The organism is Dolichospermum sp. UHCC 0352, assembly GCF_009711925.1.
Classification (GTDB): Bacteria; Cyanobacteriota; Cyanobacteriia; order Cyanobacteriales; family Nostocaceae; genus Dolichospermum; species Dolichospermum lemmermannii.
On sequence record NZ_VIKY01000267.1, the window covers coordinates 1 to 13319 of the forward strand.

10 protein-coding genes are annotated in these 13319 nt (G+C 36.3%); 7 read left to right on the plus strand and 3 right to left on the minus strand.

Features of this window, described 5'->3' with window-relative positions; all coding sequences use genetic code 11:
• Positions 1-388 precede the first annotated feature (388 nt).
• From pcrA to FJR06_RS18980, 5 genes are all read left to right on the plus strand, one after another.
• Positions 389-2716: a DNA helicase PcrA gene (gene pcrA / locus FJR06_RS18960; protein ID WP_168652040.1), complete on the plus strand. Its 2328-nt coding sequence runs from the start codon at positions 389-391 to the stop codon at positions 2714-2716.
• A 500-nt stretch (positions 2717-3216) separates the two neighbouring features.
• Positions 3217-6684, plus strand: coding sequence for a hormogonium polysaccharide biosynthesis protein HpsA (hpsA, locus tag FJR06_RS18965; protein WP_168652041.1), 3468 nt, complete (start codon positions 3217-3219; stop codon positions 6682-6684).
• Between the two features lie 23 nt (positions 6685-6707).
• Positions 6708-7334 (plus strand): type II secretion system GspH family protein, encoded by a 627-nt coding sequence (locus FJR06_RS18970; protein ID WP_168652042.1) that lies wholly within the window; start codon positions 6708-6710, stop codon positions 7332-7334.
• A 162-nt stretch (positions 7335-7496) separates the two neighbouring features.
• Positions 7497-8498 (plus strand): hormogonium polysaccharide secretion pseudopilin HpsC, encoded by a 1002-nt coding sequence (gene hpsC, locus FJR06_RS18975; protein ID WP_235081808.1) that lies wholly within the window; start codon positions 7497-7499, stop codon positions 8496-8498.
• Between the two features lie 159 nt (positions 8499-8657).
• The gene (locus FJR06_RS18980; RefSeq protein WP_168652043.1) at positions 8658-9167 is read left to right on the plus strand and encodes a Tfp pilus assembly protein FimT/FimU; all 510 of its coding nucleotides are present in this window, start codon (positions 8658-8660) and stop codon (positions 9165-9167) included.
• A gap of 90 nt (positions 9168-9257) precedes the next feature.
• Here the strand turns inward: FJR06_RS18980 and FJR06_RS18985 are convergent, their stop codons facing one another.
• Positions 9258-9590, minus strand: a complete 333-nt coding sequence (locus FJR06_RS18985) for a hypothetical protein (protein WP_168652044.1) — start codon at positions 9588-9590, stop codon at positions 9258-9260.
• Between the two features lie 434 nt (positions 9591-10024).
• Between FJR06_RS18985 and FJR06_RS18990 the strand changes: the two genes are divergently transcribed.
• Positions 10025-10627, plus strand: coding sequence for a triacylglycerol lipase (locus tag FJR06_RS18990; RefSeq protein WP_148760203.1), 603 nt, complete (start codon positions 10025-10027; stop codon positions 10625-10627).
• Between the two features lie 8 nt (positions 10628-10635).
• Here the strand turns inward: FJR06_RS18990 and FJR06_RS18995 are convergent, their stop codons facing one another.
• A complete protein-coding gene (locus FJR06_RS18995; RefSeq protein WP_168652045.1) occupies positions 10636-11514 on the minus strand; it encodes a 2OG-Fe(II) oxygenase in 879 nt (292 codons plus the stop codon).
• Between the two features lie 435 nt (positions 11515-11949).
• The gene (locus FJR06_RS19000; protein ID WP_015080209.1) at positions 11950-12381 is read right to left on the minus strand and encodes a VOC family protein; all 432 of its coding nucleotides are present in this window, start codon (positions 12379-12381) and stop codon (positions 11950-11952) included.
• A 57-nt stretch (positions 12382-12438) separates the two neighbouring features.
• On the opposite strand from FJR06_RS19000, the gene FJR06_RS19005 reads away from it, so the two are divergent.
• Positions 12439-13197, plus strand: a complete 759-nt coding sequence (locus FJR06_RS19005; RefSeq protein ID WP_168652046.1) for a TIGR00297 family protein — start codon at positions 12439-12441, stop codon at positions 13195-13197.
• Positions 13198-13319: the final 122 nt, after the last annotated feature.

The following is a 13319-nucleotide window of genomic DNA, read 5'->3' on the forward strand; positions in this document are numbered from 1 at the left end:
CACGCGGGCAAGATGCCCGCACTACCAAAAACCCGTCAAAATAAATTTAACAGACTACTAGATATTTACAACCAAAAGGCTGTTAATCGGTACTTTCTCTCATTAATCAGGGTGAGAGATTAGGGATTATGGTTTATCTTACATCTACAGTTCTTCACAGTATGACAAAACTTTACACAAAGTCTAGTAACATTAAGTTGCTAGTTAGGAAGCAAGAATAAAACTAAATAGCTTAACATTATATCAAATTTTCTGAAACTTTAGCAATTTAAGTAAATTTTTATTGTTTTTGCCCCATTATGCTGCTTTCGTTTTATTCTTTGTACTGAGTTTTACCCTTACCGATTAACCCGATAACAAATTGTCCTTTTCATCATTTTTATAGTTTATGACCACAAATATTGATTTCCTGAGTCATCTTAACCCTAGTCAACGTCAAGCCGTAGAACACCACTGCGGACCATTGTTGGTGGTTGCTGGCGCTGGTTCAGGGAAAACCCGGGCGCTTACTTACCGCATTGCTAATTTGATTCTTAAACATGGTGTTAATCCCGAAAATATCCTCGCGGTGACGTTTACTAACAAAGCCGCTAGGGAAATGAAGGACAGAATTCAAAGGATATTTGCTGAACAATTAGCCATATCGCAACATGGTAAAAAGTTGGATTTGCTGACAGAATATCAACAAAGCTTACTAAAATCAGAGGTTTACCGCACTAAAATTAAAGATATGTGGTGTGGAACTTTTCACAGTTTATTTTCACGGATTCTGCGATTTGATATCGAAAAGTATCAAGATGAAAAAGGCAGAAAATGGGATAAAAACTTTTCTATCTTTGATGAATCCGATGTGCAAAGTGTAATTAAAGAAATAGTTACTAAAGATTTAAATTTAGATAGTAAGAAATTTGAACCCAAGTCTGTACGCTACGCCATTAGTAATGCTAAAAACCAAGGATTCTCTCCCCAACAATTTGAAAGTGAACAGCCCAATTATCGCGGTAGAATCATAGCTGATGTCTATAATCGCTATCAGGATAAACTTTCCCAAAATAATGCTTTAGATTTTGATGATTTAATTTTAATTCCGACGAGATTATTTCAACAAAACGAGAAAGTTCTAAGTTATTGGTATCGGAAATTTTGTCATATTCTAGTTGATGAATATCAAGATACCAACAGGACTCAATATGATTTAATTCAGCTTTTGGTCACAAATGGAGAAAGCCGTAAAAGTGAATGGAAATGGCAAAATCGGTCTGTGTTTGTGGTTGGTGATGCTGACCAGTCAATTTACAGTTTTAGAATGGCAGATTTTACCATTTTGCTAGAATTTCAGGAAAATTTTGGCGATGGTTTGGCAGATGATGATACTCGTTCTATGGTGAAATTAGAAGAGAATTATCGTTCTTGTGAAAATATTCTCCAAGCTGCGAATGAATTAATTGAAAATAACACTCAACGCATTGATAAAATTCTCAAAGCCACAAGAGAACCAGGGGAAGCAATTTATTGTCATAAAGCTGATGAAGAAATGGCAGAAGCGGCTTTTGTGATTAACCAAATTAGAAATTTAGAAAATCAACACCCGGAATTAAATTGGGGTAACTTTGCAATTTTATATCGAACTAATGCCCAATCTCGACCTTTTGAAGAATTATTAGTAAAATATCAAATTCCTTATACAGTTGTGGGAGGAATGAAATTTTATGATCGTAAAGAAATTAAGGATGCTGTGGCATATTTAAGGGCAATTAATAACCCTGCTGATACTGTAAGTTTATTACGAGTGATTAATACACCGCGCAGGGGCATTGGTAAGGCTACTGTGGATGCTTTGGTGAATGCTTCCCAGCAATTAGGAACAACTTTATGGGAAATATTAAGTGATGAAACATCTGTAAATACTTTAGCAGGACGTTCATCGAAAGCTGTAAATAATTTTGCAGCCATGATTTACAATCGTCAAGAACAAATCAAAGTAGTTCCCGGTTCGGAAATCTTACAAGGTATTTTAGAAGATTCTGGTTATATTAAAGAATTGCAAGATCAAGCTACAGATGAAGCTGATAATAGAATCAGTAACGTCAATGAATTGCATAATGCTATGTTGCAATTTCAAGAAGAAAATGCTGGAGAAGATATTTCTTTACAGGCATTTTTGCAAAGTGCGGCTTTGAGTTCTGATTTAGATAATTTAAAAGAAGGACAAACAGCGGTTTCGTTAATGACTTTACACGCTTCTAAAGGGTTGGAGTTTCCGGTTGTCTTTTTGGTGGGTTTAGAACAGGGGCTTTTTCCGGGTTATCGTTCCTTACAAGATCCTTCATTGTTAGAAGAGGAACGGCGTTTGTGTTATGTTGGTATTACTCGCGCTCAAGAACGTTTATTCTTATCCCATGCCAGAGAACGGCGTTTATATGGGTCTAGAGAACCGGCAATGCGATCGCAATTTCTCGATGAAATACCAGCAGAATTACTGACTACCCAAAATAAAGTTACCCGGAGTTCTACTAAAACTACCTCTGCAACTTCTAGTAAACAAAGCACTTCTGGAATTTGGCAAGTCGGTGACAGAGTATTGCATAAGTCCTTTGGGCTTGGGGAAATTACCCACATTTTCGGAGAAGGGAATAAGGTTTCTGTAGCGATTAAATTCCTGAGTTTAGGACAAAAAATAGTAGACCCCAGAGTAGCGCAATTACAAAAAGTTTAATTTTGCATTAGTCCAAGCAGGTGGACTTTGCTTGTGTAGATGCGGTTTCTAACCGCCGATTTTGCTTGATCAATACCTTGTTCAAATCGAAAAAAGTCTTGATTTGTAGATTGGGTTGAGGTAAGTATCCCTGACGGGGGGTGAAGCCATAACCCAACATGAGCGTTGGGTTGCTGTTGCTTTATCAAAAATTTATATAATTATTGGTGCAATTGTCTAAGCAAGTAGATATACTATCAGTATTCAGGAGAAATATAATATTTGCAGTTGAAAAATTCAGTATTTTCCAGTTTAGAACTTGCGTATCAACAATGCTATAAAAGAAATACGATGAATAGAAACAGGCAACTATTCCCATAAAACTCCAGTAGTTGCTCCCACCAATATATACTCAAAAGGGTTGGGACATTGACTTTTGTAAAATCACGAAAAACCTAGATTTGTAGGGGTTTAGCATTGCTAAACCCCTACCCGCTCAATTATTTATCAGGGAAGCAGTCATGTCTCAAAAACGTCACCCATTGAAAATAATCACAAAAAACTCCACAAGATTTATCCGGCGGTTTTTAGCAAATATAAAAAAACAACTCATTTGGTTATTGCGAACTGTTTTTAGTAGTCAAAAACAACAGCAGGCTGCAAACGCAGGTTTCGTATTGCCAACAGTGGTAATGGTATCGGTAGTAGTAGTTTTATTAACCACTGCTATCATGTTCCGCTCCTTTGACCGGGCGAAAAATGCTAGTAATGTCCGTGTCAATGAGTCTGTTATCACTGCTGCTACTCCAGCAATTGATAGAGGTAAAGCAAAAATTAGTAAATTATTGCAGGATAAAACTCTGTCGAAAACTACACCAACAGACAATGATCTGTATAATGCTCTTGTTAATAATATAGATAAATATACATTTGGTGATGAAACTAAACTAACACTATCTTTACAGGGACAACCACCACTACCACCATCACTACAAACAGCTTGGAGGTTTCCTGTTGATACTGACAGCAACGGGAAATTTGATAGCTATACCCTCTACGGTATTTATTTTAAAACCCCACCAGTGGTAAATGGTCAGTATAGCAGAGCCAGAAATGCTTTAGAAGCCAGAAATCCACCAGTAGTCAAGGGGACATTAAATGCTAATTGTGGAAGTACCGATACCAGTTTAGTAGGTAATACTGGTTGGGTGAGACAAGATAATGAAATCAAGAAAGCCTTTTTTGTTTATACCGCTATAGCCAGAATTACTAATCCTCCCGATACTGACCATGAAGTATATAATGGTAAGATCGCTGGTAGTCTGGGTGGGGCTGTAGAGTATCAACAAGACAGGGTACAAACACCAACAAATAACAATGCTGTTGTTTATGACGATGATCTAGAATTAAATTCTTCTACAAATTTGAATGGTGGGGTTTTTACAAATAGTAATTTACTGGCTGCTGGAAGTGTTAGTAATCTTAAATTATATCAAGTTAGTAGTGAAGCGTCTTGTTTCTATAAACCTAAAAATGCCAAAATTATTGTTGGTGGTAATTTAGCTCTGGGTAAGTTTACTGATGCAAGTGATACGGGGGGAGCGACTGTTGATTTATACAACGGTAAAATAGATAATGTTACTACTGGTACTTTAACAAAATCAGTGACAAATAGTCCCAAAGATACAGCCTATAATAACCTAGCTTATGTACGGCGGATTAATAAATTAATTGATGCTCAAATTGCTGCTGATTCTACAGGTGCTAATGATCCAACAGAAGTTAAAAACGGTCTTGCGCTCAAACAAACAGCATTAGGAATAACTTTTAACAGTACAGAGACCACTAAATACCGTCGTCAACAATTAGAAATTTACTTTAAAAGACGGACTCGTCGTGTACCTTATACAGAAGTTGCTTTTGGTGCTACAGAAATATATCCTAACTCATTATTACAAGGTTCTGCTAATACCCTGCGTCCCATTGATAACTGGGTTTATCCTACAGACCCAACAGACGGTAAAACAGGTGTTAATTATACTAATCTATCACTCAACATTAGCGGAACATCCTTAGAACCCAAGGCCAGCGACCCAAAAGAATTGAAGAAAAATAGTGGAAAAGAAAAACTATTGGGTGATAGAGTCCTAGTTAGTAACAATTTACCCGAACTGAGGTGGGATACAAGTAAAAATCAGTTTATTGGTTCATATATTGAGGATACCCAAGATATTAGTGGCATTAAATGGGATTTACCAAGTGATACTACGCAAACTCGCACACGACCCTCTTTAGTACGGAATTTAGCAGATATTGGTTCTACAGAAAGAGATGGAGACTGGGAATTAGCAGCAGCCAAAGTACCAACAAGTACCACAGGACCCGTGGGTGGTTTACGAGTTGTTACCGGGGCAGGTGTTTATTTGAGTAAAAATGATACTCCTAGTAGTATTAACAGTAACGTAAAAACAATATGGCCTGATAATGTAGGAACAATAAGTTCTACGGATACAACAACACCTTATCTAAAAATGCGGGCTACAGCAGTTTATCACTACAAGTCTACTGGCTACAATGCCCAAACGCCCAAACCTATAGCTTGTGTGAGTAGTTATTACGATCCTACTGATAATAATAGCTACAAAAATATGAACAGTTTACCAAATGCTCCTAATCTTGAAAAAGACAAAGATGGTAAATCTAACAATGGTATAGTTTATCCTGCACCCACTAAAACAGTTAGTGATTATGCAACAGCTTTGACATATCTATCTCAATTAAATTATAGTAATGGACGTTTCATAGATGAGGGATTACTAGCTAGAGCATTAAACAAAGCAGCAGCAAATATAACTATATCAGAGCAGTCTGCCATTGATGCTCAGATTTGCGCTCTACAAATTCTAGATGGTAGTCTTAGTCCTAATAATTCCGTTATTCCCCATGGTGCAATTTTTGAAACCTTCTTTTCTGACCAGAGAGAAAATCAAAAAGTTCGCGCTACAGTTTTAGACCTGAATCAACTACGGACAACAACCATTGGTGGTTCAGAATATTTATTACCCAATAGCGGTATTATTTACTCGACTCGTGATGATGCTTTACCAGATATGAGTGCGGGTAATACCGACGCTGAAAAACTTGAAAGAAAACTTGAAAGTCCTGTAGATTATTCAGACGACACCACACGCCGTCCCAGTGCAATTATACTCATTAAAGGCGAGAAACTGGGGCGAACAAATAGCTACAAGGAAGAGGAAAAGGGGTTAACTTTAGCTACCAACTTACCAGCGTATATTAAAGGTGATTTTAATAAACACACTCAAGAGGAATTTACTAATACACTAGCAGATGATTGGAGTAACTTCTATACTCGCAGTACATTTAATCCCAACTTTGCCTGTCGTTCTGGTGACTCCAGATTTCCTAATTGTACCACAGGTGATGAATGGCGACCTGCGAATATTTTAGCTGATGCTGTTACTTTGCTTTCTGGAGACTTCGACTTCAAGGAATTGGGTTATGCAATAGGTAGCCAACAAATAGCTAAGAACGATACTACTTTTAATCTGATTATTGCTGCTGGTGACAATCCTGCTAAACCTACAGTAGATAATGGTGGTCTAAATGGTGGTCTAAATAACTTGGTTCGCGTTATAGAGAATTGGACTAGTAGTAAAATCAAGCTCAATGGGGCTTTTATGCAGGTAAAAAAGAGTGCCTATGCTACAGGGACAAATCCACCTCAGAAACTTAATAGTCCCCCGACAAGACAGTGGAGTTACGATGTAGGGTTGTTATTTCAGTCACCCGACTTATTTGCCAGTAAACTCGCAGTCACACCACCTGAACCACCGGATGAATATTTACGGGAAGTTAGCAGAGGTGATACATGGTTACAAACTTTGTTATGTGCTAAAGAAACTTCTGATCCTAATAACTTTGCCATAGAAGATCCAAAGCAACGTCCTGATATCTGTCAATCATAAAACTTATAAGGAGGTGAGAAACAATGATCAAAACCAAACCACAGCCCAAAAATTTATCTTACAATGACTCTGGTTTTACAATTATTGAGGTACTAGTAGGGGTAGTTTTCATTGCTATTCTCTTGGTTACTATATCACCCGTCCTGGTCATGTCCACGGCTGTCCGGGTGCAGTCGAAAACTACAGAAAAAGCTGTTCAAGCTGCTAAGACATTTATTAATGGTGTCAGCAATAATTCAATTTCAGCGCCCACTAAAGTAATTACAGAAACTCCAAATACTCCTATAAATCTAGAAACAGCAATGCCGGTTCCTCAACAAACAGATACAGATTTGTATTTCTTTAAGAAGGATAGCACCATCACGGCTTGTAATCCAATTTCAACTTGTCAACCAGATCAAAATAGCCCATTTGATGAATTTTACATTCAAGCGGCTCAAATAAAGCCCGCAGGTACGAAAACAAGTGATGGCTATCGTCTAGCGATTAGAATATATAGAGAAGACTTGGATTTTGATCAAACTATTCTAGGGTCTAGGACAGGTGGTATTTTAGTTAATAAACAAGCGCCAATCTTGATAACAACAGTTGAGATTAGCGGTAGTACCACTTTTGGCAGTTTATGTTCCCGCTTGGGTTGCGTTCAATAATCAACCTTGTCAATAAATTGGTTTATCCCTGAGGTTAATTCAATCAAATTCACCATTAATTTTCCCATAAAAAGCGAGTAAAATCCCCACCGTGCAATAATTTAATCTAAAACAGAAACATCTGAAAATCTGCCTTTGGTGCATTTAAAAAAGGACAATACAATGATGATCAAGATACTTCAATTTATATTCAAAAATCAATTCAAAGCCTCAAAATCTCTTGATAAATCTGGTGGGTTTACTCTCGTTGAATTGTTAGTAGCTTTAGCGATGTCATCTATAATTATCACACTATTACTAGAGTTTATGATTAGTGTGATAACCACAGATAGCAATGAGCAAATTAAGATAAATTCTGAGCAAGAAATCCAAATAGCACTGGATCATATTTCTCGTGATTTACAACAAGCTATTTATATTTATGATGCTGCTGGTATTGACAAAATAAAATCTCAATTGCGTTACCCAAATGATGATACTAAAACTCCTATATTAGTTTTTTGGAAACGGAATTTTGTTAGTCAGGTGATTCCCACTACATCAGGAAAAGATGATACTTTTGTATATTCATTAGTTGCTTATTATTTAATTAAAGATACTAATACAAATTGGTCACAATCTGCTCGTATCGCTAAATGGGAAGTTAAAGACGGTGTGGAAGTTTCTACAGGAGGTGTAACTTGTTCAGGATATACTAAGAAGTATGTTAATGCTGATAACTGTCCTAATCCAGGTTTTAATCCCTTTAATATAGCTCAATCCAACACTGTAGAAGATGCCATGATCAATTGGCAGAAATCTGGAGATTATAGTAGTGGTAATACGGCTAATGTGTTAATTGACTATGTAGATCAAACCACACCACCACTCGTTCCAACCATACCACCCACACCACCAGCGGCCACCTGTCCAGATAATACCATAACACCTCCAATTACATGGTCAAAAATAACGCCAAGCACAATAACGCCAACGCCAAGTAATGATATGACAGGGTTTTATGCTTGTGTAGATAAAGCCAATACAACAGCAAAGGTATTTATTCGCGGTAATGCCCTAGCTCGTAGAGAAAGTAATCCAAATCTTATAAAATATGAAAATGATAAAAAAAGTTATTTTCCCACGGCTAATGCCATAGTTCAAGGAGCAAAAAGTGGCTATTAATCATTAACTTAAAAAGTTAGTTGTCCGACTCTTGACACTGGTTCATAAAGTAATAATTTCACAATAGCTATAAAAAAATCAAAAATTCAGAAAAAAACGGCATATAAAAAATCATCCCACATCGCAATATATATATGTTTTGCTTGCAAATAATCAGGGATGAATTATTTACAAAATAATCGCTCTAATAGCGGTTTTACTGTGATAGAAACGATTACGGCACTATTAATGATTGGTATACTATCAGGAATAGCTGCACCAAGCTGGTTCGCTTTGATCAAGACTCAGCACTTAAATATTGCCCAAGATCAAGTTTATCGAGCCATGCGTGAAGCCCAAAGCCAAGCCAAAAAAGAAAAGTTGACCTACCACGCTAGTTTCCGAGAAGAAAATAATAATGTTCAATGGGCAGTTCATCCGGCTACAATTGACCCATCTAATGCTAAATGGAATGACTTAGATCCTAGTGTGCAGTTAGATGTGGTGGAATCAACATTACAATTATCTAATGGCGTGAGACGAGTCCGGTTTGATGATATTGGTGGTGTGATACCTCCACTCGGCAAAATCACCCTATCTAGTAAACCTGGTGGCACAGCAAAGCGTTGTGTTATTGTTTCCACTATATTAGGCGCAATGCGAACCGCTAAGGATAACTCTTGCAATTAATTTGTATGATTGTAGCGGGCAAGATGCCCGCACCACAACATCTAGCTATTAGGATGATCAAATTTAGATGCGTAACAGCTAACCGGGTATTTAGCCTGGGGTTTTCACCTGACGGGCCATATCTAAAAAGACATTCATATTTACCCCTGGACGACGACGAGGACTATTCAGAGGAATGAGATATTTGGTGGCAAAATTGGTTTCCGTGGGGACTGATATTTTCACGGGTTCAGGCTTAATAACTTTTACTGCTGCTGGTGTAACTTTTGGTTCAGCTTTTGGTGCTACTGTTGCTGGTGCTTGAGTAACATTAGCTTCTTCAGCTTCTTCTTTTAGCTCTAAGTAGTAGTTATTACCTTTTTTACCAAAAAGTCCGGTAATAAAACCCACGATACCCGCAATGATATTTTTGATAAAACCCATAAAAAATGCTCCTGGTTTGAATAGTCTAGAACGTGACCGAAATTATTAAAAATCACGGTGTAATATTACATTTGATTGCGTTATCTGCGGCCAATTATTAGACATACTGCTTGCTAATTAAAAGCCTACATTTACTACTAGCACCGCAGGGCGGAATTAAAAATTAACAATTAAAAATTAAAAAGCAGATTGTATAAGCTCTTTAGGGACTTTTAATGGTTATCTTACTTACGCTGTACTGTACTAGTAATTATTTTTAGGTTTTTTATGTTAACAACGGTATCCGGTAAATAACGCAAATTAATTATTAAATTTTATTATAACTATAAGATTATGAGAATTTATTTAATAAATCTTAATAATTTTTCGGCAGTCACAAATTTGGTATATTTTATATATTTTCGATTACAATACTGAGATAAATAATCAAGATTATGGCAACAAAACAGCAAAATCCCGTTTTATTAGTGCATGGGATTAACGATACTGGGGCAGTTTTCAATAAAATGGCATCTTATCTCAGAGAACAAGGTTTGTCTGTGCATACGGTAGATTTAGTCCCTAATAATGGTGCTGAGGTTCTGGATAAATTAGCGCAGCAGGTAGCTAATTATATAGCTACTACCTTTGAAGCAGAACAACCATTTGATTTAGTTGGTTTTAGCATGGGTGGTCTTGTTAGCCGTTATTATATTCAGCGGTTGGGGGGAATAGATAGAGTCCAGCGATTTATCACCATTTCTTCACCCCATAAAGGGACTATAGTTGCTTATGGTACTTGGTTAGCTGGTGCTGTGCAAATGCGTCCTAATAGTGATTTTATCAATGATTTAAATTCTGATGTCGAAATGTTAAAGCAGTTAAATTTTACATCTATTTGGACACCTTATGATTTGATGATTTTACCTGCGGAAAGTTCGCAAATTGGTATAGACAAAGAAGTAATTTTACCCGTGATATTACATCCTTTAATGTTAACAGATATTAGGGCTTTAAGAATAGTAGCAAAAGCCTTAATAGCACCACTAAAAGCATGAATTTGGATTTACCAAAAAATGCACTTTTTTTGTGTTTCTGAAAGATTCTTACTCAGTAAAAGTAAATCTTTATATCCGAGAGTAGATGTACCATATAATGTTTGTTTATATCGTCTAGAAGTGTAATCAAAAAATATCGCAAATCTGTCTGAATTTATAGGTGGCTTACCACGATGAAAAATATTAGAAGTCTCGGCAATGATGACTGTACCAGCAATTCCTGTACATGATTTATAAACTTCTGAAGATATAACACCTTGCATAATCTTATCTTGGATGTAGCCAGATGTGTATTTTAAAGAATCAGATATTTTTGAGGTTAAAGATTTAGGAATATATTGAAATGGTCCATAATCTTCGCTAACATCATGTAAGTAAATGATAATCTTTAAAATTTTTCTATCTTCTTGATCTATGTGCCATAATCTCGAACCTGCTTCTAATTGATTGGCAATATCTCGACGAAAATATACACCTTGATAAGCTACTGGTAGACAAATATAATTTTCAACTATATTCAGTAACCGTTGTTCCAGTCCCCACAGGAAAATTTGGGGATACTTCATAATTTGTTCTGAACTAGCATGAACAACAATTTGATCTGAATGATTAAATGTATCCTCTGATATTTTTTGCATCAGGTATTGGGCAGATTTCCACATATCAATAGTAGATGTAATTCCCAATTTGTCTAATGTCGTTATGAAAACTCCTTCTCTTTTGATAATCTCAATTAAATCAATATCGTGTGCTGAAAGAAGAGGCAGATTTTGCAGATTTTTTTCTATAGCTTGTTGATAAAAGCAATCAGCTTGATATTTAAAAAATGGATATTGATAAATTTTCTTGAATATTTTCGTCCTAATTTTCAGTAAAATTTTATCCACAAATTCTTGTCCTTGTATTGTTAGAAATTAATTTCCATTACAAAAGAAGGGAACAGGGAACAGATAAGAAACACTCATTTGCAATGAGTTTTTCCTGTGAGAAAGTTGCCCATTCCCTGTTCCCTCTGAATTAGATTAATTTCAAAACTATGAATACAGCACTTTCCGGTGTTATGAGGTACATATCCAGCGGGCAAGATGCCCGCACTACAAGAGTTTCATAATTCAAGTTTGTACCTCATGAGAGCGAAATCTGCTGTATCTATCAATGGAATTAACATTAAGATATCTATTTTTATAATCATAAAAATCATACTATTGATACTTGTCATAATTAATTGGTTCTGTTTATGATAATTTGCATAAAAAAAGTGGATGTTTTTACCCACTTCACAATATTTATACTATCAGTATATGTTGCTTATTTACTGCCCTCTAAGTTTTATCACCAATTGCAGTATATTCAGTACCTTCAAAAATTGCCTTTGGATGACAATAATACTTAAATTCCATTAAGTTATAAAAAGGGTCTTCTAAAAAGAAAGTGCGATGTTCTAGGAGAGAATCAGTAAAGCGGTTTTTTGGTTCTTCTCGAAATTTTAGATCTTTGTTTTTTGCCCTTGCTAGTAATTCTTGCCAATCTTCTTCTTTGGTAAAAATTAGGCCAAAATGTCGCGGATAAATGGCTTTTTGTGGTGTTAAAATATCCTTAGTAACATGAGCTACTAATTGATGTCCATAAAGATTGAGAATCAAAGCATGAGGGCTTTCTCTTCCAGGTATGCAGCCTAAACCGTCCACATAAAAGGCTTTAGTTTGGGGAATATCAGCAACGGGAAAAGCGAGATGAAATAAAATTTTGTTCATAGATCGAGCAGTTATATCTGATAATATTATGGCAAAAATACTCATAATTTAGCAGCCATGTTGTCTTTGATTGATTCTTTAAATCCCTGGTTAATGGGATTAGGCTTAAATACGATTTTACTGGGAATAGTAGCCATTATTCCGAAAAAGTTGCTCACGCCCGCAGGTATACTTAATGCTGGGTTATTGGGAATTATCATTTGGGGAACACTAGGTTGGCCAGGATATCTAGTGGTAGTGTTTTATTTTCTTGTTGGTTCTGGGGTAACACGGATTGGTATGGCCGAAAAAGAAGCCGCAGGAATTGCCGAAAAGCGTGCCGGTGCAAGAGGTCCAGAAAACGTATGGGGTTCAGCATTAATAGCGGCTTTGTGTGCGTTGGGACTGTTGGTTTTCCCTGATTTTAAATATTTACTATGTTTGGGTTATGTCGCCAGTTTTAGCACTAAACTATCTGATACTACCGCGAGTGAAGTTGGTAAAGCTTATGGTAAAAGCACCTTTTTAATTACGACATTGCAACCAGTTCCTAGAGGGACAGAAGGGGCGGTAAGTTTAGAAGGAACTCTAGCTGGTATGGTAGCATCAATAGCGATCGCACTCATTGGTTGGGGAGTAAATTTAATTAATCCTCTGGGGATAATTTGGACTGTCTTAGCTGCATTTATCGCTACCAATTTAGAAAGTGTCATTGGTGCAACTTTGCAATCTAAATATACTTGGCTTACCAATGAAGTTGTCAATATTATTAATACCTTGATTGGTGCAACTGCGGCAATTATCATGGCGTTAATTTACCAAAGTATCTTTGTTTAATTATTGACTCAACGCCAAGATTAATGGTTAAGTTTCTTTGAGGTAAGGGTTTAGTAATGCTAAACCTCTATAGGATCTAAAATTTCAATGTAAAAAAAGCCCCATATAATTATCAAGAGGCT

Bases quoted from the DNA above. Each gene is read 5' to 3' on its own strand.
- pcrA (WP_168652040.1), top strand. From the start codon at position 389: ATGACCACAAATATTGATTTCCTGAGTCATCTTAACCCTAGTCAACGT.
- hpsA (WP_168652041.1), top strand. From the start codon at position 3,217: ATGTCTCAAAAACGTCACCCATTGAAAATAATCACAAAAAACTCCACA.
- FJR06_RS18970 (WP_168652042.1), top strand. From the start codon at position 6,708: ATGATCAAAACCAAACCACAGCCCAAAAATTTATCTTACAATGACTCT.
- hpsC (WP_235081808.1), top strand. From the start codon at position 7,497: ATGATGATCAAGATACTTCAATTTATATTCAAAAATCAATTCAAAGCC.
- FJR06_RS18980 (WP_168652043.1), top strand. From the start codon at position 8,658: ATGAATTATTTACAAAATAATCGCTCTAATAGCGGTTTTACTGTGATA.
- FJR06_RS18985 (WP_168652044.1), bottom strand. From the start codon at position 9,590: ATGGGTTTTATCAAAAATATCATTGCGGGTATCGTGGGTTTTATTACC.
- FJR06_RS18990 (WP_148760203.1), top strand. From the start codon at position 10,025: ATGGCAACAAAACAGCAAAATCCCGTTTTATTAGTGCATGGGATTAAC.
- FJR06_RS19000 (WP_015080209.1), bottom strand. From the start codon at position 12,381: ATGAACAAAATTTTATTTCATCTCGCTTTTCCCGTTGCTGATATTCCC.
- FJR06_RS19005 (WP_168652046.1), top strand. From the start codon at position 12,439: ATGTTGTCTTTGATTGATTCTTTAAATCCCTGGTTAATGGGATTAGGC.